Origin of the sequence: Rhizobium sullae, assembly GCF_900169785.1 — a bacterium.
Lineage (GTDB): Bacteria > Pseudomonadota > Alphaproteobacteria > Rhizobiales > Rhizobiaceae > Rhizobium > Rhizobium sullae.
Genome location: NZ_FWER01000032.1, coordinates 53,666 through 76,463, shown reverse-complemented (window position 1 = coordinate 76,463; position 22,798 = coordinate 53,666). Strand labels below are relative to the sequence as shown.

The following is a 22,798-nucleotide window of genomic DNA, read 5'->3' as shown; positions in this document are numbered from 1 at the left end:
TCATCTTTGGGGCACCTCGCGACTACCCGCTCACATCCGTTCGCCGGGCAATTGGCTGGCCTGCTTCACCCAATCGGCGAACTGCGCTTCGTCGAGTTCGCCCTCATGGATGTCGAGATAGCGCACAGCCTCGTACTTTGACTTTCCCTTCGGTGCGGGTTGCAGCGACACGCCGCGGAAGAAGGTTACTTTCACGTATTTCGTGAAGCAATGAAAGCTGAGGAACCAGACATCGTCCTCCACTCCATAGAAGGGCGAGTTCCATTTGACCGCCTTGCGCACGCCGGGGACGGTGCGCTCGATGAGCGCGTCAAGGCGGCGTCCGAGGTCGCTTTTCCAGCCCGGCATGGCCGCGATGTAGGCCTGCACGGGGGCGTCGCCGTAGCCCTTCGGGATTTGGGGGTTGCCGCCTGAAAGAAGTACCGGCTCTGTGAGTGCCGGGTTGGCCGCGGCCTCCTTCGCCGCCTTTGCTGGTTGCCTGGGTGTCTTGCCGTTCATTGCGTTCACGCCTCTCCGCCGATGCGCCGTTCGCCGCGCCACTGGGTGATATAGGGCAGAACGAACATGTAGAGACCGGTGAACAAAAGCAAAAACAGCGGCGGCAACGGCGAATAGACGATCCAACCGGGAGGTTCCCCCAATCCCATCGCGACGAAATTTGCGATCACCGTCACTGTGAAGACGATGGACAGCCAGCGGTGGAACTGCCGAATGCAATTATTCCAATTCAATGGGACCTCCTTGGCGGAATTTCACGTTCCATGATCTGCTCCAGCCGTTCGAGAATGCGCGGCCAGCCGCTGCCCATGCCCTTGTAGCCTGCTTCGTCCTGCGGACGGAATCCCGACTGCTCCATGCGCACCAGCGTGTCGTTGTCCGCCGGCGTCAGAGTCCAGGTCACCACAGTGCTCAGGCCACTGTCCGATTCCGTTCCGTCGCCCCAGCGATAAACGAGCCGCTTGGGCACATCCACTTCCAGCACTTCGCAGTTGGTGATGCCCGACCAGCCGGGCATGGGCTTTGCACGAAACTGGAAGCGATGACCGACGGTCGGCTCGAAGTCGTTTTGCATCAGCCATTCGGCGATGAGTTCGGTTTGCGTGAGCGCGCGCCAGATCCTCTCCGGAGGATGCTGCATTCTGCGCTCAACGACGATGCTTTTGGTCTCGGTCATGGCATCACCTCACTCCGTCCGCTCTACGACTTCTTCCAGTTTCGCAAAGAACTGCTTCCAGCCTGCCTTTGCGCCGCCGTAGGCCTGCTTCTGATCCGGCCGGAAGCCCGACTGCTCCATACGCAGGTGGGTGCCTGCGCTTGTTGGCGTCAGCGTGAAGGTCACCACGCTTTGCAGATTGTAGGCAGCATCGTCATGCGCGAAGTTCCAGGTGTAGGACAGAGTTTTGTTCGGCTCGACGGCGAGGACCTCGCAGTCCAGCACGCCGCCCCAGTCTCCGCGAAGATTGAAACGGTGGCCTATGTCAGGCTTGAAGTCGTTCTTCATGAGCCACTCCTCGATCAGGTGTGGTTGCGTGAGCGCGCGCCAGATCCTGTCTGGTGGATAAGGGATCTCCCGTTCGACAACGACGGAAAGCGTTTCGGTCGCGGGTTTGTTCATTGGTCCATCCTTTTGAGCAAGTCTTCGAGGTCGTCGAACCGGCTCTGCCAGAAGCCGGCCATCTGGCTTGTCCAGTCGATCAGCGGGGCCAAGGCGCCGAGCTGCGCGCTATAGTGCGTGTGGCGGCCTTCGTGGCGGTCGCGCACCAGCCCGGCCTGCTTCAGGACCCCAAGATGCTTTGAAACGACCGGCTGCGAGACCCCGGCCTGGGCCGTCAGAGCACCGACCGTCTTTTCTCCTTCGCGGCACAGCCGTTCGAAAAGAGCCCGCCGCGTCGGATCGGCCAGTGTTCGGAAAAGCATATCTGGCGCGTTCGACATATGGGACCTATACCCCGTTGGCTATGAATAAACGTATATCCCGTGAGATATGAGTTAGTCAACCAGGTGCGTGGACATGCATAGAGATTGCCGCGCAGTGCGCTCCAAACGAGCATATCCCATCGGCTATGTGTCGTGCATTAGCGTCATCGCTTATGCAGAGCTGTAGCGCTGTGGCGACGCGCCTGCTGCTAGTCGCGCATCCTGAGCTCGTCCGTCTGCATCTGCAGGGAACCCAGCGTTTGGAGGAAGCTCATGCCAAGCAGGCTCTGGTCGAGCGCGCCGTCTTCGGCGACGCTGGCGGCGACGCCGGTGCGCACGATGGGGCCGATGGCGACGCGGTCGAGCGTCACTGGCGCGGCGCGGGCGCGGCCATTCGCGGTCATGACGGTCATCGAGTAAGTGAGATTTTCGGGGATGATGCCGATGCGCTCGGCGTCGGCCTGCGACAAGGCCACCATGCTGGCGCCGGTATCAACGAGCATCGGGATCGTCTGGCCGTTGACGGAGACGTCGGCCTCGAAATGGCCGTTCAGCAGCTTGTGCAGGATGATCTCGCTGCCGCCTTCGCTGGTGGTGACGACAACGGCACGGCCGGGCACGAGGCCGGCAAGCAGGCGGTTGCCGACGCCGAGGAGGTCCTGACGGTAGAGATAGACGGTTGCGAGCGCCAGGATGATGACCAGCCAGATCATCAGGTTGCGCATCGTTTCGCCGGCGCTGCGTCGGCTTGCCCAGATGCCGGCCGACAGCATCAGCACGATCGGCAGGAGATAGACCATGCGGCCGAAATCGTCGATGTTCATGCCGAGAACGCGGTCGCTGTCGTGGTTGTAGACGAGGACGGCAAGGCCGATTCCGAGGATCAGAAGGAAGAGCCCGAGCCGGTTCATGAACGTTGCTCCGGCATTGCGGACGTCTCGCGAAGCCGGGTCGCCGGTTCGGCAAAGAGGCGCGCGGCAAGGACAGTCATGATGCGCTGCCTTTCCTCATCCGAATAGGACATCCAGTCGCCGATCTCGGCAAGCGTGCGGCCGCAGCCCATGCAAAAGCCGGTGGCTGTATCGATCGAGCATAGGTGGATGCAGGGCGTTTGCATGAGCAGAATATCGTGATTTCACAAGGCGGTGGCAAGGGCGCAGAAGGCAGCGATTTCGGAAATCTGCTGGGCGGCGCCGAGCGTGTCGCCGGTATGGCCGGCAAGCTTGCGGCGGATATAGAGGGTGAAGGCGATGACCGTGATGCCGGTTGCAAGCAGGCTGCAGACGAGCGCCAGCAGGCCGAGCGCTGGCCAGACGAGAAGGGCCGAAAAAAGGCAGGCGGACACGAGCGCGACATGCATGGCGCTTTCGCCCGGCTGGCCCGAGGCGGCGGCGATGCCGTCCGTCTTTGCGGGCGGCAGACGGTGCCAGTGCCAGACGAGGGCGGCGCGGCTGAGGCAGGCGGCTGCGGGGATCGCGAGGGCGGCGGCAAGCGGGGCGACCTCGCGGGCGATGGCGGCAAGGGCCGCGGCGCGAAGTGCGATCGAGAAGATCAGGGCGATTGCGCCATAGCTGCCGATGCGGCTGTCCTTCATGATCGCCAGCGCATGATCGCGGTCGCGTCCGCCGCCGATGCCGTCGGCGGTATCGGAGAGCCCGTCTTCGTGCAGTGCGCCGGCAATGAGAGACTGGACGGCAAGGGCGACGAGGGCTGCCATCAGCCGGTCGGCGCGCAGCGCAAGCAAGATGAGGAAGGCGAGGGCCGGGATGACCCCGATGACAATCCCGGCGAGCGGGAAGGCGCGCACGGTGCGGCTGAGCTTACCGTCGTCTCCTGAAAAGACCCATTGCGGCACGGGAAGCCGGCTCAGGAAAGCGACGGCGCGGGCAGTGTCGAGCGCATAGGCCTTGATGATCATGTCCCCCATGTCATGCCGGAAAGGTGCGGCGCTTTTGGAGTTGTGACGTCTGGCCGCTGCCTTTAATAGAGTCGCGACGAAAGAAGCCGATTTGCCCGCAAAAGACAAGCAGGCCGGACCTTTGGGACAAAACACAGAATACAAGGAAGCCGCATTCATGAGCGTTTCAGGCCTGCCGTTCGACGATTTCCGTGCGCTGCTGCGCGATCTGCCGGGACCGGATACCCGGGCGCTGGTGGCCGCGCGCGAGCGCGACGCGCAGCTGACGAAGCCGCCGGGCGCGCTAGGCAGGCTCGAGGAGATCGCCTTCTGGCTGGCGGCCTGGACGGGCAGGGCGCCCTCCGTCAACCGGCCGCTGGTTGCGATCTTCGCCGGCAACCACGGCGTGGCGAGACAGGGCATCACGCCCTTTCCGCCGGCGGTAACGCAGCAGATGGTGGAGAATTTCGCCGCCGGGGGTGCTGCGATCAACCAGATCTGCGTCGCATACGATCTCGGTCTCAAGATCTTCGATCTGGCGCTCGACTATCCGACCGGCGATATCACCGAAGAGGCAGCACTTTCCGAGCGCGATTGCGCGGCGACAATGGCCTTCGGCATGGAGGCGATTGCGGGCGGCACGGATCTGCTCTGCATCGGCGAGATGGGAATCGGCAACACGACGATCGCGGCTGCGATCAACTACGCGCTTTACGGCGGTTCGGCACGCGACTGGGTGGGGCCGGGAACCGGCTCCGAGGGCGAGATGCTGGAGCGCAAGGTTGCGGCCGTCGAGCGCGCCGTCGAGCTGCACCGCGACCATCTGAACGATCCGCTGGAAATCATGCGCCGCCTCGGCGGCCGCGAGATCGCGGCGATGGCCGGCGCCATCCTTGCGGCGCGCGTCGAGAAGATACCGGTGCTAATCGACGGCTATGTGGCGACGGCGGCGGGCGCCATCCTGCATGCGGCCAATCCGTCGGCGCTCGATCACTGCCTGATCGGCCATGTCTCCAGCGAACCGGGGCATCTCAGGGCGATCGAAATGCTCGGCAAGACGCCGCTTCTGGCGCTCGGCATGCGGCTCGGCGAGGGTACGGGTGCAGCCCTTGCCGCTGGCATCGTGAAGGCCGCGGCAGCCTGCCATTCCGGAATGGCGACCTTCTCGCAGGCGGGCGTCACCAACAAGCACTGAGTGCTACAGCTTTTATCAGGCGGGTGACGGATGCTTGCGGCGGAAGCCTGGAACCGGTATTCGCATTTTGACCGATGGGCGGTGGCTGCGGCCGCCGCCGACTGCAAGACGAGGGCGCACCTTGACCAAACCTGCCATAGGCAAACTGACGGGTATGAGCCATTTCTTCGCTGCCGCCGCCTATTCCTGGGCGGGCTTCCAGCGCCTGATCAGGGAATCGGCCTTCCGGCAGGAGCTGCTGTTCGCCGCCGTTTCGCTGATCCTGCTTGCCGCCGTCGGGGCGTCGCTGTGGGAAGTGATGATCGCCGTCGTGCTTTTTCTGGTGCTCTTCGCTGTCGAGGCGCTGAACACGGCAATCGAAGAGGTGATCGACCGCATCTCGCCGGAAATCTCGATGGTCGGCAAGCATGCGAAGGATCTCGGCTCGTTTGCCGTCCTCTGCGCGATTGCCGCATGCGGGCTCTATCTCCTCTTCGCGATCGGCACGCACCTGATTGTGATCGTTTTCGCTTAGAACGGCGGCCGTATCAAGAAGACGACGATTGTCGCGCTCGCCCGCGCCTCCCGAAGTGTTCTTCGGTTGTTACTAATGCTCTGGCCCATTCAGGTTGCTGTCAGCTTCGCCCAATAGCTAGTGTCGGATGGAAAGCGGTCTTTCTGATCCACGCCTTCGCAGTAACGTTCTGATCGTGGCGCTGCTCAACTTCGTCTTTTTCGGGGTAGAGTTCGCCGTCGCCCTCTCCATTGGTTCAATTTCACTTTTTGCCGACAGCATTGATTTCCTAAAGGGCGCTTCTGTCAGTGTCCTGATTGCGTTCGCGCTCGGATGGTCGATGAAGGCGCGGACGCGAGTGGGCATGGGGCTTGCCGGAATACTGGTCCTGCCCGCTCTGGCGCTGCTCTGGGCACTTTGGAGCAAATTCAATAATCCGATTCCGCCGGAGCCATCTACGCTCTGGCTGACGGGGGCGGTCGGTCTGATCGTTAACTGGAGTTGCGCTTTCCTGCTGGGACGGTTCCACAGCGTCAGCCTCGCCCGGGCCGCCCTTCTTTTCGCCCGCGCCGATGCCGTCGCCAATGTGGCGATCTTTCTGATCGGCCTCGTCACCGCCTACGTTTGGCAAACTGTCTGGCCTGACGTGATCGTCGGCCTTGCCATAGCCGTTATGAATGTCGATGCCGGGCGTGCGGTTTGGAGAGCCGCACACGAAGAACACGAGGCTGCAGTTTAGAACCTGTCATGTCGGATGAAGAGCTCATTGCGCCTACCGCGGCGCCTTAACGCGCTCACGATGCCGCACCTCGTCGGTTAAAGATGTCTGCGAATCATTCGCAAAGCCGGATGCCTGCTTCGTTGTCTATCTTCAAACCGCTTTACTTTCGCGGAAGTTGCCGCGTTTCTTGAGGATTCTGATTACGCCGGCCATCAGCCCGATAAGCGCGATCAAAGCGGCGAGCAGCAACAGGTATGACCGGTACGCGGTCGGTTCCGGGACGGCGAGGTGTTCATAGATCTCCACCGACAGCAACGCGATCAGGGTGGCCGAAATCGTCGAATAATCCTTGCCGATCACCCGCTTCAGGTTGAATGCCATCCCTTCGGTGGCTTCGGCGAATTTGCGGAAGCGAGGTATCCAGCGCGGCACATCGGCGCAATAGACCCGGTATCCTTCGCCGAACTTGCCCTCGAGGTAATCTTCCTCCGCATAGATGATGCACTGGTACATGAACAGGAACGACGCGATGCCGGTTGTGACCACCTGCGGATCGCCGTGCATCAGGAAAACGGCCGCGTAGATGAGCAGATTGCCAACGTACAAGGGGTTGCGGCAGATTCCGAACATACCCTCGGTCACGAGGTTTTTGGCGTAGACTTTCTTGTTCAGGCCGCCGCGTTGAATATAAGCATAGCCAATGACGGTGGCACGGAGGGCCAAACCGGAAAGCGCAACGAGCACGGCGACGACGTCCTCGACGCGCGCCAGCGTCGTGCTGCCCAGTGTCTCACTCGGCGGCGGCGCAACGAGGAACAGCAAGAGAATTATGATCGGAAAAGCCTGGTTTCGGTATCGGAACAGAAAGTTCCCGATGCGGATCATCGACGATTTCATGTAGGTGCCTTGCCTTCCGCTCTTACTTGACCGCAACGATCCCGCAGAAATTGTACCAACGGAAGAAAACCTCGACATGCCGGAAGCCTGTTTCCTTCAGAAGCAAGACGTTCTCTTCGAGGCGATAGGGGATTAGTACGTTTTCCAGCGCCTCACGTTTTTTGGCAATTTCAATATCCGAATAACCATTCCGCCGCTTGAAATCGTAGTAATGCTGGATGAACAGACGATTGAAGGTCGTATCCTCGCTGGTCAGTTTCTCGATCAGCAGCAGGCAGCCTTGGTCGTTCAAACCTGAATAGATCATCTTCATCACCCGTTCCCGGTAAAGCGGACGGATGAATTGCAGGGTCAGCAGCATTGTGACGACGCTGGCGTTCTCCATGTAAAGCCCCTCGTGAAGATCGGCGGTCACGAGATCGATCGGCCGCTGCGCGCTCTTGCACGCGACCTTCTGGCGGGCTTTTTCCAGCATGTCCGGCGCGTTGTCGATGCCGACGAACTTCACCCTCGGATCCAGGATGGGATCGAGCGTCAGCAATGTGGTCGCGGTCGAGCAGCCGATGTCGTAGAGATTGGTGTTGGGCCTGGCAAAATCCTGGGCCAGCTCGCACACCATTCGCTGCATTTCTTCGTAATGCGGCACGGAGCGGCTGACCATGTCGTCGAACACGTCGGCGACCTTGGCATTGAAGGCAAAATCTCCGACGGGCTGGTCGTGCTCACTGAAGACCTCGTCCCTTTTCTCGGACTGCAGGATTTGGTGGGTCTGAAACAGGCTCACGGCACGCTTGGCCATTCAACGGCTCCCTGGCTGGCATCGTGGTTTCGCGAGGGTGGGAGGTGGTTTCCAGTCAGGACGCGACAGACGCCTGTGCCGCTAACACGCTTCACCCCGCTCGCGTGACAATGCATCCGAAGCTGACAGCAACCTGAAAAGCAGCGAAATTTCCGAATTCCGGAATCGCGGCATTAGTCTATGGTGGCGCGTTCAGGGCGAAGGGAGCATGGTTTGCGTATTCTTCTAGTCGAGGATGACGGCACGATCGGCGAGGCGGTGCGCGACCACGTCGCCGCGTCTTCGCACGCGGTCGACTGGGTGCGGACGATCGCCGATGCCGCTGCGGTCAGGGAGGCCGTCGAATACGGCCTGATCCTTCTCGACCTACAATTGCCGGACGGCAGCGGCATCGACTTTCTGAAATATATGCGCCGGCTCGAGGATACGACGCCGGTGATCATTCTCACGGCCCGGGACCAGATCTCCGACCGGATCGAGGGGCTCAACGGCGGCGCCGACGACTATCTGGTAAAGCCCTTCAACCTTGATGAACTGGAAGCCCGCATCATGGCGGTGTCGCGCCGCTATCGCGACACGCCGCATCTGTTGCTTCGTTTCGCCAACATCGAGATCGACCGGCCGAACCGTGAGCTTGCCGTTTCCGGCGAGAAGGTCATGCTGACGAGCCGGGAGTGGGCGATCCTCGACATTCTGGCGGCCCGGCCCGGAGCGGTTGTCGCAAAAGACCGGATCGAAGACGCTCTCTACGCCTTTGGGCAGGAAATCGAAAGCAATACAGTCGAGGTCTACGTCAGCCGCCTGCGCAAGAAGCTCGGCAAGGACCGGATCAGGACGCAGCGCGGCCTCGGCTATAGTCTGGAAGACAGATGAAGCGCGAACCGAGCCTCATCCGCCCGCTGATCCTTGGTATCACCGGCGTTGTCATCATCTTCTGGCTCATCGCCGTCGTGCTCAGCATCCAGGTCATGCGCCATGAGTTCGACGAGATCTTCGACAGCGCGCTGCAGGAAACGGCGCAAAGGCTTTCCGCACTCATCGTCGACGATGTCCGCCATGTTGACGGTGCCGATCCCGAAGACACCGAAAGGCCGGTCCCTCGCCGTTCGCGGGAATATCTGACCTATCAGCTGCGCGATGCCGAAGGTGGCTTGGTGCTGCGCTCGGCGGATGCATCCGCCGAACCGTTCGATGCCCCGCTCGCGAACGGTTTCCACGACACGGACAGATACCGGATCTATACCGCGAGAGCCGGCGATGGCCTTTCCTTTCTGCAAGTTGCCGACCGATTGGACGAGCGCCGCGAGGCCGTGCGCGAAAGTGCCCTTATCCTGCTCGTTCCGCTCCTGGTCCTGGCTCCGGCCTGCGTGCTGGCCGTCTGGCTGATCGTCAGGCGGGCGATGCGACCGATCGATACGCTGAGGCAGGAGATTGCGACCAAGGACGGTGGCAACATAGCGCCCGTCGATGCGGGCCATTTGCCAAGGGAGCTGCTGCCGATCGCGCGCTCGATAAATCTGCTGCTCGAAAGGCTCGGATCCGCGCTCGACGCCGAACGGGAATTCACCGCTAACAGTGCGCATGAACTGAGGACGCCGATAGCCGGGGCACTCGCCCAGACCCAGCGGTTGATCATCGAGCTCGAGGATGGACCCGCGCGCCGGCGCGCTCGCCAGATCGAGGCCTCACTCGTCGGGCTCGGCCGGCTGGCCGAGAAATTACTGCAGCTTTCGCGCGCCGAGGCCGGGATCGGCGGGAGCGACAAGTCGGCCGATCTTCGCAAGGTGCTCGACCTGATCGTCGACGATTTTCGGCGGGACAGCCAAAGCGCCGATCGCTTGCGCTATCAGGTGGCGCCCGGCGCCACACTCGTTCGCAACGCCGACGTCGATGGATTTGGCATCGTAATGCGCAATCTCATCGAAAATGCGCTTATTCACGGGGATTCAGCCGTTCCGGTGACGATCAGCCTGGAGCGAAACGGCATTGTCCGGATCGTGAACGGCGGGGCTCCCTTGTCGGAGACGGAACTGCAGGGCATCAAGAAGCGCTTCCGCCGTGGAAAGACCAATACCGCCGGCTCCGGTGTCGGCCTGGCTATTGTCGAGAGCATTGCCGTGCAGATGGGAGGGGAACTGGAGCTATTTTCCCCTCCGCTCGAAGCTAGCTCCGGGTTCGAAGCCCGTTTAACGATCCCAGACCGTGACCAGAACCAGTATGCCTAATAGCGGTTTTCCCAGGCGAATGTTCGTCCGATCCTAGAGACGATGCTCAACCGCTCTACCGGTCGAATTCAAGGATAGATCTTGTCGAGGAATCACGGCTGCAGCCATTCGCAGTCGACTGCCGGGCAACGTCGCTGAAGTAAACAGAGGGGGCGGGTGTCACGCCGCCGATCGCGAAATCCTCCGGTTCTTTGCCGCGCACCACCGGCGCGACGAAGAGATCCTGCAAATAGCAGGAATCGCTGAGGCTCCAGGTCGAGCGGTGGAAGATATAGTGCACGAACCCACAGCCTCACCGCCAGCAAAGGCCAGCGCGCCGTGCACCGGTTCGGCTTCATCCAGGAGGCGGGTCCAGGTGCGAGCATGGACCCTGGCATCCAGTGTGCTACCGTCGAAGTCGAGATATTGTGCCCACAGCGAACGCCATTGCGCGTGCTCATCGTCCTACAGCATGCGGATCATTGCGTTTCTCATTCCCTCAAGCGACAGATCCGGTCGCATGCCAGCACGGCGCAAGCNTCCTACAGCATGCGGATCATTGCGTTTCTCATTCCCTCAAGCGACAGATCCGGTCGCATGCCAGCACGGCGCAAGCAAACCCTCGACCAGCCGATTCAAGCAAAGCTCTTCCGCTTGCGGGACACTGCCTGCGCTTCCTCGACGGCGGGCAGGCTCTGCAGCACGCGTTTGGCGGGCAGGATGGCAATCACTTCGGTGCCTTCGCGCAGCTTGGATTTCAGGACGAACTGGCCGTCGTGCTTGGCAAGGATCGCCTGGACGATCGGCAGGCCGAGGCCGGTGCCCTGTTCGGCGCTCTTGATGGCGATCGAGCCCTGGCCGAAGGCGGAGAGTACGACGGGGATTTCATCCTCGGGGATGCCAGGGCCGTTGTCCTTGATCGAGATGTACTGGCCGCCGCCTGCCGTCCAGCCGACCTTGACGTGGATTTCGCCGCTTTGCGGCGTGAACTTCACGGCGTTCGACAGCAGGTTCAGCACCACCTGCCGCAATGACTTCTCGTCGGCCCAGACCGACGGCAGCTCCGGTTCGAACTGCTGGGTGATGGAAATGTTCTTGCCCCTGGCGCGCAGCTGCACCATGCCAATGCAATCTTCCGCGATATCGAGGAGCGAGATCGCTTCTTCGATGAGTTCGTATTTCCCAGCCTCGATGCGCGAAAGGTCCAGGATCTCGTTGATGAGGTTCAACAGGTGCTGGCCGGAGCGGTGGATGTCGTTCGTGTATTCCTTGTAGGTCGGGTTGTTCAGCGGGCCCATGACCTCGGCCGACATTACCTCGGAAAAGCCGAGGATGGCGTTCAGCGGCGTGCGCAATTCATGCGACATGGAGGCCAGGAAGCGCGACTTGGCAAGGTTTGCCTCTTCCGCCCGCCGGCGCGCTTCGTCTGACATGGACTTGGCGACTTCGAGCTCGGCGATCAGGTCATCCTTTTCCGACTGGAAGGAGAGGATCTTGAGGTTTTGCTGGAAGAGCCGGTCGCTGATGTAGTTGAAGAAGATGACGGTCGTCGTGAAAATGGCTGCGAGGCTCAGCTCGAGCAGGTCGCGCGAGATGCCGGCCTTTGCGGCGAGCGCCACGACGGAGGGTGCGAAGGCAACGAGCACGGCGGGCGTCAGCATGAAATTCGACATGGCGGTGACGGAAAGGGCGATCAGCAGCGTTGCGCCCTTATACAGGATGAAGCCGGAAGGATCGCAGGCGTCGCACTCCTGGAGTGCGAAGACGGCCCAGCAACTGCCGATCATCAACTGGCCGAAAAGCAGGACACGGCGCCATTTGCGCGCCGCTTCCGGAGATATCTCTTTCTTGCGGGCGCGGCGCACGAGATAGATGTTTGCCGCATAGGCCGTCAGCGTCAGCACGGCCCAGAGGAAGGTCTGCGTATTGCCGGTGAAATAGATGCCGAGCGCGGCAGTGGTGATGACGAAGAGCGGCATGATCGACGCGCCCTGAAGGAAGGCGCTCATATACATCCTGAGCGCGTCCCGATCGAAGGCGGCGGCGGAGGAATGGCCGGATTGCAGACGCTCGCGCGTCCGCCGCACAGCCCGGGAGACAGGCTTGTTGCGGTGACTGCGGGATTTGTCGACGATAATCTTATCGGTCGATGTGCTAACGCCGGTACTCATGTGCACAATGATGCTTGATCCGCGGATGGTTCCACCGTAACCCGCAATTCTTAAGAAGTTGTTTGCCATTTTTGCCAAGGGTTTGTTTTTCAAGGAGGCGAAAGCGTGGCGCGTGGTTTCAGAACGATACGCGACGGTGTCACCGCTTTCGCAATGCTCGCCCTGATCTGGCTGATCGCCGCAAAGCTCAACGACGCACCCGATACCGTGCACGCCGGGCAGTTTCATGCGGCAGACGGCGATAGCCTGACGCTCGGAGCCGAGCGCATGCGGCTGAGGGGCATCGATGCGCCGGAACTCAACCAGAGCTGTGAGCGCGGCGGAACACGCTGGGCCTGCGGCTGGGAGGCAAGAGAGACGTTGCAGCGGCTGGTGGCCGGAAGCGATACTCGATGCGGCGGCGGCGAACGGGACCAGTATGACCGGCTGCTTGTCGTCTGCCGGAGCGGCGGCATCGATCTCAATGCAGAGATGGTCGCCAGAGGCATGGCAGTCTCCTATGGGAACTACGAGCGGGAAGAGGAGCGGGCGCGCGTGGAAAAGGCAGGTCTCTGGGCGGGGACATTCGAGCGGCCGCGCGACGTGCGCGACCATGAGCGCGAGCGCTCTGGCTTCGAGGATGTGAGGCGCCTCATCGGGCAGGTGACGGGATGGGAGTGACGGGCAACATGATCCTTGCGGATCTGCATGGCGAAATCGCGCGCTGTCGCGTCTGCCGTGACACGCCGCTGCGGGCCGACGATCCGCTGCCGCACGAGCCGCGCCCGATCGTCGTGATGTCGTCTGTTGCGCGCATACTGATTGCGGGCCAGGCGCCGGGGCTCAGGGTGCATGAAAGCGGCATTCCCTTCAACGATGCCTCCGGCGACCGTTTGCGCGGTTGGCTGCAAGTGGACCGCGAGACATTCTACGACCCGGACCGGTTCGCGATCGTACCGATGGGCTTCTGCTTTCCGGGCTACGGCGCCAAGGGCAGCGATTTGCCGCCGCGGCGGGAATGCGCGCCGCTGTGGCGCCAGAAGGTGATCGACCGGATGCCGCAGATCGAGCTGGTGCTGACCGTCGGGCAATATGCGCAGGCATGGCACATGGGCGGCTTGCGCCAGCCGAACATGACCGAAACGGTGAAGGCGTGGCGCGAGACGCTGTTTTCAAACCTAAGCCCGGCGGTGTTGCCGCTGCCACATCCGAGCTGGCGCAACAGCGGCTGGCTGAAGCGCAATCCCTGGTTCGAAGAGGAACTGCTTCCTGTATTGCGCAATAGGGTAAAATTGCTCATATCCTGAAACAAAATTCTTTTCGCGCGCCGGAATCGCGTTATATAGAGAAAATAATTCGAACAGGGCTTTCGCATATGGACCGTCTCGACCGCAAGATACTGCGCCTTTTGCAAGAAGATTCGACTTTGGCCGTGGCCGATCTCGCCAAGAAGGTGGGGCTTTCGACAACGCCCTGCTGGCGCCGTATCCAGAAGATGGAAGAGGACGGCGTGATCAAGCGCCGCGTCGCCATTCTCGACCCCGAGAAGGTCAACACCAAGGTCACGGTTTTCGTCTCGATCCGCACGGCGACGCATTCGATCGAGTGGTTGAGGCGCTTTTCAGAAGTCGTCTCCGACTTTCCGGAAGTGGTCGAATTCTACCGCATGAGCGGCGACGTCGACTACCTGCTGCGCGTGGTCGTGCCGGATATCGCCGCCTATGACGCCTTCTACAAGCGGCTGATCGCCAAGATCGAAATCCGCGACGTCTCCTCTGCTTTCGCGATGGAGCAGATCAAGTATTCGACGCAACTGCCGCTCGACTACATGATGCTCGACAATGCGAAGTCCAGCGATGATTGAGTCGAGGTAGCAGCACAAGCGACGTTCGCCGTTTGCGCTGCCGAATCCCCATCGCCCTTATTCCTGCCCCCGTCACAGGAATGAGGAGATGGGGGCGATGACGGCTCAAAACAGCAACGTTGGAGGATCGGTAACGCGAGACAGGAACCCTGCCTGCTGCTCATGCCCGGACGAGGCCCGAACTCCTACTTCAGCCGCCCAATGACTTTCCCGTTCGTCAATTCCCTGATGGCGTCCTTGCCGATCCAGCGGGCGGTCTTGCCGGGGCTTGCGGCAAGGCGTTCGGCCAGCGCCAGTGCCGGGGTGTGGCAGGCGCGGCTGCGCTTGCCGATGTTGCGGAGTGCCCAGTTCACGGCCTTGCGGACGAAGTTGCGCGGGTCGGCGGAATGCGCCTCGATCAGGGGGAGCCAGGCGAGGAGGGTTTCGTCCGAGTCCTGCTTGCGGTGTACGGCGGCGCCGGCGATCATGGCGAAGGCGGTGCGGCGGACGAACTCGCGGTCGTCGGCGGCAAATTGCGGAATCAGGTCATCGAGCCTCGCCTCGACGAAGAGGTCTGCGGCGCAATCGACGATTTCCCAGGAGTTGAAATCCTCCGCCCAGCGGCGGGCTTCCGCAGGCGTGAGCTTCGTCGGCTCGGCGGTGTAGAGGGCCAGCATGCGCGCCTCGCGGATATCGCCGGCCCAGAGTTCGAGTGCCCTTGCGTGGTTCTTCTTTACGCTGCGGGCGATTTTCTGGAGATCGGGATTGGAGATGCCGAGCGCCGTTTCGGTGACGATGCCGAAACGGGCCATGCCGGCGACGTTCTCCTCCGAGCGCAGCGTCTCAAGGTGCGCGATGAGTTCGGCTGCGCTTGCGGAGGGACCGATCATTTTTCCAATCGCGCCAGAAGCGAGGACGTATCCCAGCGGCTCCCGCCGATCGCTTGGACGTCGCCGTAGAACTGGTCGACAAGGGCGGTCAGCGGCAGTTTTGCGCCGTTGGCGCGCGCTTCGGTGAGCACGATGTCGAGATCCTTGCGCATCCAGTCGACGGCGAAACCGAAGTCGTATTTGCCCTGGTTCATTGTTTTGTGGCGGTTTTCCATCTGCCAGGAACCGGCGGCCCCCTTCGAGATGACGTCGATGACCTTTTCGATGTCGAGGCCGGCGCGTTTGCCGAAATGGATGCCTTCCGCGAGGCCCTGGACGATGCCGGCGATGCAGATCTGGTTGATCATCTTGGTGAGCTGCCCCGAACCTGCCGGACCCATGAGGCCGACCATGCGGGCATAGGCGTCGATGACGGCCCTTGTCTTTTGGAAGACGGCTTCGTCGCCGCCGCACATGACGGTAAGCACGCCGTTTTCCNGCGTCGATGACGGCCCTTGTCTTTTGGAAGACGGCTTCGTCGCCGCCGCACATGACGGTAAGCACGCCGTTTTCCGCACCCGCCTGGCCGCCGGAAACCGGGGCGTCGATGAAGTCGCAGCCCTTTGCCTTGGCGGCTTCATTAAGCTCGCGGGCGACTTCGGCACTCGCCGTGGTGTTGTCGATCAGCACGGCGCCTTTCTTCATGCCTTCCAGAACGCCGCCTTTGCCGATGGTGACCGAACGCAGGTCGTCGTCATTGCCGACGCAGGTGAAGACGAAATCGGCATTCGCCGCCGCTTCCGCGGGCGTCGGTGCGGATTTGCCGCCAAATTTCGACACCCAGGCCGCAGCCTTGGATGCCGTGCGGTTATAGACCGTGACGTCGTGGCCGCCCTTCGTCTTCAAGTGACCTGCCATGGGGAAGCCCATGACGCCGAGACCGATGAACGCGACTTTTGCCATATGCCAGATCCTTCTCCTGAATTTCGGCATGATTAGCCGAAAGTGCCGCGGCAGGAAAGCCGAACTGAAGCCGGTCCGGTTCGGCTGCGAAAATCCTCCGCAGCGCGCTTTGGAATAAAATTTCGCCGAAGGGGAATATTCCGGTCAGGAAAATTTCGGTAGCGGCAAAACTCACAAATATAATTGTCGAGAAAATTTATAGACATTCTCATTATCAAGTCATCGCAACGACCGGCAGGTTCAGGGAAGCTGCCGCGAAGGAAAGGGGATTGCCATGATTTCTCGACGCCAGACGCTCGGACTTTTCGGTGCTGCTGCAGCGGCAGCCGTTCTGCCTGCCATCAAACCAGCACGCGCCGCCACCACCGAGTTCCGGATCGGCTGGCAGAAGAACGGCGTGCTCGCACTTGCCAAGCGGCGCGGGGCGCTGGAGAGCCGGCTTGCCGATCGCGGCATCACGGTCAGCTGGTCGGAATTCACCTCCGGTCCGCCGTTGCTCGAGGCGCTCGGTGCCGGTGCGCTCGACTTCGGTGCGACGGGGGACGTGCCGCCACTCTTTGCGCAGGCGGCAGGTGGCCAGCTCTATTACGTCGGAACCTATCGCGGAAGCCCGGCGGGCTCGGCGATCCTTGTACACAAGGACTCTCCGATCAAGACGCTCGAAGACCTGAAGGGCAAGAAGGTCGCCTTCAAGCGCGGATCAAGCGCACATAACGTAACGGTAAAGGCCTTACGCAAGGCAGGGCTGACGATCGATGATGTCCAGCCGCTGGATCTTGCGCCGCCGGACGCGGCCCCTGCCTTCAAGAACGGCAGTATCGATGCCTGGTCGATCTGGGATCCCTATCTTGCGATCGCCGAGGTCGATCCGGACACCCGCATCCTGACGACAGCCGAGGGCATCGTTACTTCCTATAGCTATTTCCTCGCCAACCAGGAATTTACCGATGCCAACGGCCAGGTGATCGTCGACGTGATCGACGAACTCGGCAAGGTCGGCAAGTCGGCGCAGGGAAAGCTCGACGATACGGTCAAGGAGCTCTCCGAAATCACCGGCGTGCCGGCCGAGGTGACGCGGGTGACTCTTTCGCGGCCTGGTGCCGATCTCGGCGCGGTGACGACCATCACAGATGATGCGGCGGCCTACCAGCAGGCGCTTGCGGACGAATTCTACAAGCTCGGTATCGTGCCGAAGCAGCTGACGACGGGCGATATCGTCTGGCGGCCGAAGGCGAGCTGATTCAGTTTCTCATTCTCAATGGAGATTTCACAATGAGCGCCTCATCCAAGCCCATCGATTTCCTGTGGTTCATTCCGACTTCCGGCGACGGGGCCTATCTCGGCTCCAGCGAACTGACCCGCGCGCCGGACATTGGCTACATGACCCAGATCGCGCAGGCCGCCGACCGGCTCGGCTATTCCGGCGTGCTGCTGCCAACGGGCGTTGCCTGCGAGGAATCCTTCGTGACGGCGGCAGCCCTTTCGGCCAAGACCGAGAGGCTGAAGTTCCTCGTCGCGATCCGCCCCGGCACGGCGTCGCCGGCCTATTATGCCCGGTTGACGACGACGCTCGACCGCATCTCGAACGGCCGCGTGCTGCTCAACATCGTCGTCGGCGGCAGCCCGGGCGAGCTTGCCGGCGACGGCATCCATCTGGACCATGACGAGCGCTATGCGCATGCCGACGAGTTCTTCACGATCTGGGAAGAGCTGTTGGAGAAAGGTGTTGCGAGCTTCGATGGCAGGTACGTCAAGGCGACCGAGGCTAGGCTCGGCTTTCCGTCCGTCCAGAACCCGCGACCGCCGCTCTATTTCGGCGNCGTCAAGGCGCCCGAGGCTAGGCTCGGCTTTCCGTCCGTCCAGAACCCGCGACCGCCGCTCTATTTCGGCGGGTCGTCGGATGCCGGGATCGATTTTTCGGTCGGCCGCGTCGACAAGTATCTGACCTGGGGCGAGCCTCCGGCGCAGGTGGCTGAAAAGATCGAGAAGGTGCGCGCGGCTGCGGCCAAGAAGGGCCGCGAAGTGAGCTTCGGGATCCGCCTGCATTTCATCGTCCGCGAAACCGACGAGGAAGCATGGGCTGCGGCCGACCGGCTGATCTCCAAGCTCGATGATGCGACGATCGCGGAAGCGCAGCAGCGCTTCGCCAAGGAGTCCGATTCCGTCGGCCAGGCGCGCATGGCCGCCCTTCACGGCGGTCACCGGGACAAGCTGGAAGTCTCGCCCAACCTCTGGGCGGGTGTCGGCCTGGTGCGCGCCGGCGCAGGCACGGCGCTAGTGGGTTCACCGAAGACGGTGGCCGCGCGGCTTCGCGAATATCAGGACCTCGGCATCGAGACGGTGATCGGCTCCGGCTACCCGCATCTGGAGGAAGCCTATCGCGTCGCCGAACTTCTGTTTCCCGAACTCGGGCTCGGGCTCGAGGAGCAGCGCCACGGCTTCAAGAGCGATTTCGGCCGCCACCGGGTCTTCGGCGGCGGCAGCCATGGCGGCAACCTGAAGGTCGTTTCCGGTTCCTGATGTCAAACCGAGCGAGGAGATAAGCATGTCGGTTTTCGAAACGCCGTTCACGGAGACGATCGCGGGGCGGGAGCGCCGTCAGGCCCGACTCGGCCTTCCGCTTCCAGGCCGTGCAGCGCTGCTGCCCTACCTGGTGCCGCTCGCGATCATTCTCGCCTGGCAGGCGGCGTCTTCGGCGGGCCTGATCTCCTCGCGCGTCATGCCGTCGCCGGCGGATGTGGCCGTCGCCTTCTGGTCGACTACGCTATCCGGGCAGCTGCCGCATGACGTTCTCGTCAGTGCCGGCCGGGCCTTCGCGGGCCTCATCGTCGGCGGTTCGATCGGCTTCCTGCTCGGGATCGCCAACGGCGTCTCGAAGATTTCCGAGCAACTGACGGACACGACGCTTCAGATGCTGCGCACCATCCCGCATCTGGCGATGATCCCGCTCGTCATTCTCTGGTTCGGGATCGGCGAAGAATCGAAGCTGTTCCTCACTTCGCTGGGCGTGCTTTTCCCGGTTTATCTCAACACCTATCACGGCGTGCGCAATGTCGACCGCGACCTGATCGAGATGGGCAGGGTCTACGGCATGGGCGGCTGGACGCTGTTCCGCAAGGTGATCTTTCCCGGCGCGCTGCCCTCGATCTTCGTTGGGCTGCGCTATGCGCTCGGCATTATGTGGCTGACGCTGATCGTTTCGGAATCAATCGCCGCGTCTTCTGGGATCGGCCATATGGCGAACAATGCCCGCGAGTTCATGATGACGGATGTCGTCGTGCTGGCGCTTGTGATCTATGCCGTGCTCGGCAAGCTCGCTGACGTCGTGGCGCGGGCGCTGGAGCGGCAGGCGCTGACCTGGAACCCGGTATATCAGAAATAGGAGAGACGCGATGACCGTCATCACGCATGAGCGCTTCCAGGGAGCCCGGGAGCCGGAATACGAGACGGAAGCAGCCGACGCGCAAGCCGGTGCCGCTTCGATCACGCTGACGGGCCTTGAGAAAAGCTTCGGCGGCAACCGGGTTCTGCGCGGCATCAACCTACATATCCCGGCGGGGCAGTTCGTCGCGGTAATCGGCAAGAGCGGCTGCGGCAAGAGCACGCTGCTGCGCATCCTGATGGGGCTCGATCAGCCGACAGCGGGCGATATTCGTTTCGACAGCGCAGATGGCGGTGCAGGCGAGCCGAACGCGCGCATCGTCTTCCAGGAGCCGCGGCTGCTGCCATGGCTCAGCGTCGCGGAGAATGTTGCCGTCGGGCTCGGCGACAAGGTGGAGAGGCGGTTGGGACTGGCGGAAGCGGCGGCGGTGCTCTCCGAAGTCCAGCTTGCGGAAAAGGCATCCGAATGGCCGTCACGGCTTTCCGGCGGCCAGCGGCAGCGTGTGGCGCTTGCCCGGGCGCTGGTGAGCAAGCCCGGCGTACTGGCGCTTGACGAACCGCTCGGGGCACTGGATGCGCTGACGCGCATCAGCATGCAGGAACTTATCAACCGCGTTTGGCGCGAACTCGGCTTTACCGCCGTCCTGGTGACGCATGACGTGAGCGAGGCGGTGCATCTGGCCGACCGGGTGATCGTGCTCGATGAGGGGCGGATCGCGCTCGACCTGGCGATCCCTTATCCGCATCCGCGCCGGCACGGCAATTCCACACTCGCCGAGCTAGAGGGCAAGCTGCTCGCGGCGATCCTCGGTAAGGAATCGGCGCGTTAGTGGACCTGGCTTGTCTCACGTTCGACAAAGGCCTGGAAATGATCGAGCGCTATCTCGGTGCCCTGCAGGCGCAGGCCGTCATCGGCGTAGCCGTCGAGGAAGACGACCTGCTCGGTGAAGACCATCTTCGTGCCGGCGGGTCCTTCTTCGAACGTGACGGTCGCCAGCGAGGCGGAGATGCGTTTTTCGCCGAGCTTCATCTCGTAGGCATAGATGATGCGGGCGTTTTCAATGACGTCGAGATAATGCGCGTCATAGGCGTGAAGCAGACCTTCGCTATCTGCGACGTGGTTTCGTTCCTTGCCGCCGGGGCGGAAATCAAGGCTGTATGCCAACGAAACCCAATCGTCATGGCAGGCAAACCATTTCTGCTTGGACGCCGGATCGGCCCAGGCGCGGAAGGCACGGGCGGGCGAGGCGCGCAGATGGCGCTCGATGACAATCGTCGAGTGGACGGCGGAGTGGCTGCTCATGGCGTCTGTTCTTCCTCTGCGAGAAAGTGGTCGAGGCGGTCGAAGCTCATGTTCCAGCTTGCCTTCCGCTCGGAAATCCAGCGATCGAGATGGCCAAGCGCCTCCTGCTGCAGGCGATAGGTGCGGACGCGGCCATTCTTCTCCGAATGCACGAGGCCGCTCGCTTCCAGTACGGTCAGATGCTTCATCACCGTCGGCAGCGTCATGGAGAAAGGCCTTGCCAATTCCATGACGGAAGCAGGGCCGCGGCCGAGGCGATCGACCATGCCGCGGCGGCTGCGGTCCGACAAAGCGTGAAACATCCGGTCGAGGGCGGCAGGTTCCATGATCATGCGGAAGGCATTTCGTTGCGGATGCGCTCGGGGAGCTGGCGACTATAGGGGTAGAACTTGAAGTAGGGCAATGCCTCCTTCAGAACCCGCGCAAAGGACGGCTGACCGAGCAGGCGTTCGTAATAGGCGCGAAGCTTCGGCTGGTCGTCGCCGAAGGGGACGAGCGTTTCGGCATAGAAGAGGGCGGGTGCGGCGGCGCAATCGGCCATCGTGAAGCTGTCGCCCGTGATCCACTGGGTGCCGCCGAGCTGCTGCTCGATCATACCGTAGGCCGTCGCGAGCGTGCCGCGCGCCTCTTCTACTCCATGCGGATCCTTGCGGCCCTCCGGGCGAAGAGTATCGGTGACGATCTTCTGCAGCGGCGCCTGCACGTAGAGATCGAAGAAGCGATCCCAAAGGCGGACGCGAAGCGCCCGGTCGATATCGTCCGGCAGCAGGCGGACGGGGCCGGGGTAATGCCGGTCGAGATATTCGATGATGATGCTCGTCTCGGGGATCGTGCTGTCCAGCGCGTCATCGCGCAGGACCGGCATCTTGCCGACAGGCCAGAAGCGGAAAAGATCGGCGCTCGACGCTTCATCCATCAGATCGACGATGCGATTTTCGAAAGGCGTGCCGTTCTCGTAAAGCGCGATCAACACCTTGTGGCAGAAGGAGGCGAGGGGGTGTCCGTAAAGAACGAGCGACATGGAACGAGCCTTCAGTGATCGGAAAGTTTACTGAATGGCTAAGTATCAGGTGATGGGGCGAAGCGCAAGGGATCGTTTGCCGGTTGGCTAACTATTGAGAAGGTGAGGCGGCGAGCGTGGCGGTTCCTGACGCTGACCGGGCTCGGTGATCCGACGGTTGTCCATCCGAAAGCAGCAGTATCGAACAGTTGAGCGGCGGCAAGCTTTGAATTCGACGAACTGCTTCGTTCGTCTATGAATCGGATGAAGCCATTGGTTGTGCAATCACTGAGCGGTTTCCGCCTAAAATGGTCTGCTAGGCGAGCCGCGCGATCACGAGATGCCCTGGGCTGGGCTGGCCTTCCTGCATGCGGACATTGATTTCCGTCATTTCTACCAGGCTGAAGCCGGTGGCGGTCAGGCGGTCGCGGATGTAGGATTCGGCGTGCAGGAAGCGCTGGTGTGGGCCGACCATATAGGGATGGCTTTTAGCGGCGGTTTCGGGCAACGTTTCGGAGGAGAAGACGAAAAGGCCGCCGGGCGTCAGGTTTTCGGCGGCGCCGAAGAAGAGCGGTTCCAGGGCGCCGAGATAGGGCAGGACGTCGGTCGCGGTAATGAGGTCGAAGGCGTCCTCGTCGTTGTCGTCGAGGAAATCCTCGACCTCGGCGACGAAGAGGGTTTCGTAGAGGTCCTTCTCATGGGCGATCTCGACCATGTTTTCGGAAATGTCGATGCCAGTAATGTCGTCGCAGAGATCGCGCAGCGTGCCGCCCGTGAGCCCCGTGCCGCAGCCGAGGTCGAGCATGCGCTTGAAGGGGCCGAGCTTCAGCTCCTGCAGGCGCTGGCGCACCAGCAGGGGGACGTGGTAGCTGAGCTGCTCGACAAGCACATCTTCGAAGACTTCGGCATGCTGGTCGAAGAGGGTCTCGACATAGGCATCCGGCGCTTTGGCCGGCGTGTCGCCGCGGCCCATTGAGGCGATGCGGACGGCCGCGCCGCCGTGGTCTTCAGGGTCGATTGCCAGCACTTCCTCGTAGGCTGTCACGGCAGCGTCGATGTCGCCGGCCTTTTCAAGGGCAAGGGCACGGTTATAGGCTTCCGCAAGCGCTTCTTCGTCGATCTTCTTTGCCATCGCCGGTCACCATCTTTTTGAGTTCAGGCAAGCC

Annotated in this window: 29 protein-coding genes and 1 pseudogene; 12 read left to right on the top strand and 18 right to left on the bottom strand. The window is 61.9% G+C overall.

Annotated features, from left to right (window positions below; all coding sequences use genetic code 11):
* Window positions 1-30: 30 nt before the first annotated feature.
* From BN1800_RS24690 to BN1800_RS24655, 8 genes are all read right to left on the bottom strand, one after another.
* Entirely contained in the window at window positions 31-498 is a 468-nt protein-coding gene (locus BN1800_RS24690; protein WP_087001550.1) for a DUF1801 domain-containing protein, read from the bottom strand.
* Between the two features lie 5 nt (window positions 499-503).
* On the bottom strand, window positions 504-731 hold the full coding sequence (locus BN1800_RS24685; RefSeq protein WP_027511893.1) for a hypothetical protein: 228 nt from the start codon (window positions 729-731) through the stop codon (window positions 504-506).
* Window positions 728-1,174, bottom strand: a complete 447-nt coding sequence (locus BN1800_RS24680) for an SRPBCC family protein (RefSeq protein ID WP_087001549.1) — start codon at window positions 1,172-1,174, stop codon at window positions 728-730. The genes BN1800_RS24685 and BN1800_RS24680 overlap by 4 nt, the downstream gene beginning before the upstream one ends.
* A 9-nt stretch (window positions 1,175-1,183) precedes the next feature.
* Window positions 1,184-1,615 (bottom strand): SRPBCC family protein, encoded by a 432-nt coding sequence (locus tag BN1800_RS24675; protein WP_087001548.1) that lies wholly within the window; start codon window positions 1,613-1,615, stop codon window positions 1,184-1,186.
* A complete protein-coding gene (locus BN1800_RS24670; RefSeq protein WP_087001547.1) occupies window positions 1,612-1,935 on the bottom strand; it encodes an ArsR/SmtB family transcription factor in 324 nt (107 codons plus the stop codon). Before BN1800_RS24670 ends, BN1800_RS24675 begins: the two co-directional genes overlap by 4 nt.
* A 191-nt stretch (window positions 1,936-2,126) precedes the next feature.
* Window positions 2,127-2,828 carry a TIGR02281 family clan AA aspartic protease gene (locus tag BN1800_RS24665; RefSeq protein ID WP_027511889.1) on the bottom strand — a complete coding sequence of 234 codons (702 nt, stop codon included), beginning with the start codon at window positions 2,826-2,828 and terminating at the stop codon, window positions 2,127-2,129.
* The gene (locus BN1800_RS24660; RefSeq protein WP_027511888.1) at window positions 2,825-3,034 is read right to left on the bottom strand and encodes a DUF1289 domain-containing protein; all 210 of its coding nucleotides are present in this window, start codon (window positions 3,032-3,034) and stop codon (window positions 2,825-2,827) included. The genes BN1800_RS24665 and BN1800_RS24660 overlap by 4 nt, the downstream gene beginning before the upstream one ends.
* An 18-nt stretch (window positions 3,035-3,052) precedes the next feature.
* Complete coding sequence (locus BN1800_RS24655) at window positions 3,053-3,835, bottom strand: adenosylcobinamide-GDP ribazoletransferase (protein ID WP_087001574.1); 783 nt, start codon at window positions 3,833-3,835, stop codon at window positions 3,053-3,055.
* Between the two features lie 157 nt (window positions 3,836-3,992).
* Between BN1800_RS24655 and cobT the strand changes: the two genes are divergently transcribed.
* The 3 genes from cobT (at window position 3,993) to BN1800_RS24640 (ending at window position 6,241) form a co-directional block, all read left to right on the top strand.
* Entirely contained in the window at window positions 3,993-5,009 is a 1,017-nt protein-coding gene (gene cobT, locus BN1800_RS24650) for a nicotinate-nucleotide--dimethylbenzimidazole phosphoribosyltransferase (RefSeq protein WP_027511886.1), read from the top strand.
* A gap of 121 nt (window positions 5,010-5,130) precedes the next feature.
* Entirely contained in the window at window positions 5,131-5,523 is a 393-nt protein-coding gene (locus BN1800_RS24645; RefSeq protein WP_027511885.1) for a diacylglycerol kinase, read from the top strand.
* 127 nt (window positions 5,524-5,650) lie between these two features.
* The gene (locus tag BN1800_RS24640; RefSeq protein WP_087001546.1) at window positions 5,651-6,241 is read left to right on the top strand and encodes a cation efflux transmembrane domain-containing protein; all 591 of its coding nucleotides are present in this window, start codon (window positions 5,651-5,653) and stop codon (window positions 6,239-6,241) included.
* A 132-nt stretch (window positions 6,242-6,373) separates the two neighbouring features.
* Here BN1800_RS24640 and BN1800_RS24635 read toward each other — a convergent pair whose 3' ends face one another.
* Window positions 6,374-7,045, bottom strand: a complete 672-nt coding sequence (locus BN1800_RS24635) for a methyltransferase family protein (RefSeq protein ID WP_342210315.1) — start codon at window positions 7,043-7,045, stop codon at window positions 6,374-6,376.
* Window positions 7,046-7,142: 97 nt separating this feature from the next.
* Entirely contained in the window at window positions 7,143-7,919 is a 777-nt protein-coding gene (gene cmoA, locus BN1800_RS24630; RefSeq protein ID WP_087001544.1) for a carboxy-S-adenosyl-L-methionine synthase CmoA, read from the bottom strand.
* Between the two features lie 213 nt (window positions 7,920-8,132).
* Here cmoA and BN1800_RS24625 point away from each other — a divergent pair, with 213 nt between their 5' ends.
* Together BN1800_RS24625 and BN1800_RS24620 are read left to right on the top strand one after the other, a co-directional pair.
* Entirely contained in the window at window positions 8,133-8,792 is a 660-nt protein-coding gene (locus BN1800_RS24625) for a response regulator (protein WP_027511881.1), read from the top strand.
* Complete coding sequence (locus BN1800_RS24620; RefSeq protein ID WP_027511880.1) at window positions 8,789-10,144, top strand: ATP-binding protein; 1,356 nt, start codon at window positions 8,789-8,791, stop codon at window positions 10,142-10,144. Before BN1800_RS24625 ends, BN1800_RS24620 begins: the two co-directional genes overlap by 4 nt.
* A 55-nt stretch (window positions 10,145-10,199) precedes the next feature.
* Here the strand turns inward: BN1800_RS24620 and BN1800_RS42720 are convergent, their stop codons facing one another.
* Both BN1800_RS42720 and BN1800_RS24610 read right to left on the bottom strand, forming a co-directional pair.
* Window positions 10,200-10,424: a hypothetical protein gene (locus BN1800_RS42720; protein ID WP_244564620.1), complete on the bottom strand. Its 225-nt coding sequence runs from the start codon at window positions 10,422-10,424 to the stop codon at window positions 10,200-10,202.
* Between the two features lie 334 nt (window positions 10,425-10,758).
* Complete coding sequence (locus tag BN1800_RS24610; protein WP_087001573.1) at window positions 10,759-12,294, bottom strand: sensor histidine kinase; 1,536 nt, start codon at window positions 12,292-12,294, stop codon at window positions 10,759-10,761.
* 105 nt (window positions 12,295-12,399) lie between these two features.
* Here BN1800_RS24610 and BN1800_RS24605 point away from each other — a divergent pair, with 105 nt between their 5' ends.
* From BN1800_RS24605 to BN1800_RS24595, 3 genes are all read left to right on the top strand, one after another.
* Window positions 12,400-12,954, top strand: coding sequence for a thermonuclease family protein (locus BN1800_RS24605; protein ID WP_027511878.1), 555 nt, complete (start codon window positions 12,400-12,402; stop codon window positions 12,952-12,954).
* Complete coding sequence (locus BN1800_RS24600) at window positions 12,945-13,580, top strand: uracil-DNA glycosylase family protein (RefSeq protein WP_084606568.1); 636 nt, start codon at window positions 12,945-12,947, stop codon at window positions 13,578-13,580. Before BN1800_RS24605 ends, BN1800_RS24600 begins: the two co-directional genes overlap by 10 nt.
* A 68-nt stretch (window positions 13,581-13,648) precedes the next feature.
* Window positions 13,649-14,137 carry an Lrp/AsnC family transcriptional regulator gene (locus BN1800_RS24595; RefSeq protein WP_027511876.1) on the top strand — a complete coding sequence of 163 codons (489 nt, stop codon included), beginning with the start codon at window positions 13,649-13,651 and terminating at the stop codon, window positions 14,135-14,137.
* 185 nt (window positions 14,138-14,322) lie between these two features.
* On the opposite strand, the gene BN1800_RS24590 is transcribed toward BN1800_RS24595, so the two are convergent.
* Both BN1800_RS24590 and BN1800_RS44420 read right to left on the bottom strand, forming a co-directional pair.
* Window positions 14,323-15,006 carry a DNA alkylation repair protein gene (locus BN1800_RS24590; RefSeq protein ID WP_087001543.1) on the bottom strand — a complete coding sequence of 228 codons (684 nt, stop codon included), beginning with the start codon at window positions 15,004-15,006 and terminating at the stop codon, window positions 14,323-14,325.
* Window positions 15,003-15,948 (bottom strand): annotated as a pseudogene (locus tag BN1800_RS44420) (NAD(P)-dependent oxidoreductase). Before BN1800_RS44420 ends, BN1800_RS24590 begins: the two are co-directional and overlap by 4 nt.
* A gap of 274 nt (window positions 15,949-16,222) precedes the next feature.
* Between BN1800_RS44420 and BN1800_RS24580 the strand changes: the two are divergent.
* The 4 genes from BN1800_RS24580 to BN1800_RS24565 all read left to right on the top strand — a co-directional run bounded on the left by BN1800_RS24580 (window position 16,223) and on the right by BN1800_RS24565 (window position 20,159).
* The gene (locus tag BN1800_RS24580; protein ID WP_087001542.1) at window positions 16,223-17,188 is read left to right on the top strand and encodes an aliphatic sulfonate ABC transporter substrate-binding protein; all 966 of its coding nucleotides are present in this window, start codon (window positions 16,223-16,225) and stop codon (window positions 17,186-17,188) included.
* Window positions 17,189-17,220: 32 nt separating this feature from the next.
* Window positions 17,221-18,468: an FMNH2-dependent alkanesulfonate monooxygenase gene (locus BN1800_RS24575; protein WP_087001541.1), complete on the top strand. Its 1,248-nt coding sequence runs from the start codon at window positions 17,221-17,223 to the stop codon at window positions 18,466-18,468.
* A 25-nt stretch (window positions 18,469-18,493) separates the two neighbouring features.
* Window positions 18,494-19,330: an ABC transporter permease subunit gene (locus BN1800_RS24570; RefSeq protein ID WP_087001540.1), complete on the top strand. Its 837-nt coding sequence runs from the start codon at window positions 18,494-18,496 to the stop codon at window positions 19,328-19,330.
* Between the two features lie 10 nt (window positions 19,331-19,340).
* Window positions 19,341-20,159 (top strand): ATP-binding cassette domain-containing protein, encoded by an 819-nt coding sequence (locus BN1800_RS24565; protein WP_087001539.1) that lies wholly within the window; start codon window positions 19,341-19,343, stop codon window positions 20,157-20,159.
* On the opposite strand, the gene BN1800_RS24560 is transcribed toward BN1800_RS24565, so the two are convergent.
* The 4 genes from BN1800_RS24560 to BN1800_RS24545 all read right to left on the bottom strand — a co-directional run bounded on the left by BN1800_RS24560 (window position 20,156) and on the right by BN1800_RS24545 (window position 22,764).
* Entirely contained in the window at window positions 20,156-20,632 is a 477-nt protein-coding gene (locus BN1800_RS24560; protein WP_087001538.1) for an SRPBCC family protein, read from the bottom strand. The two genes, BN1800_RS24565 and BN1800_RS24560, sit on opposite strands and share 4 nt — an antisense overlap.
* On the bottom strand, window positions 20,629-20,964 hold the full coding sequence (locus BN1800_RS24555) for an ArsR/SmtB family transcription factor (RefSeq protein ID WP_027511868.1): 336 nt from the start codon (window positions 20,962-20,964) through the stop codon (window positions 20,629-20,631). Before BN1800_RS24555 ends, BN1800_RS24560 begins: the two co-directional genes overlap by 4 nt.
* Entirely contained in the window at window positions 20,961-21,653 is a 693-nt protein-coding gene (locus BN1800_RS24550; RefSeq protein WP_087001537.1) for a glutathione S-transferase family protein, read from the bottom strand. Before BN1800_RS24550 ends, BN1800_RS24555 begins: the two co-directional genes overlap by 4 nt.
* A 295-nt stretch (window positions 21,654-21,948) precedes the next feature.
* Window positions 21,949-22,764 carry a class I SAM-dependent methyltransferase gene (locus tag BN1800_RS24545; RefSeq protein WP_087001536.1) on the bottom strand — a complete coding sequence of 272 codons (816 nt, stop codon included), beginning with the start codon at window positions 22,762-22,764 and terminating at the stop codon, window positions 21,949-21,951.
* Between the last annotated feature and the right edge of the window lie 34 nt (window positions 22,765-22,798).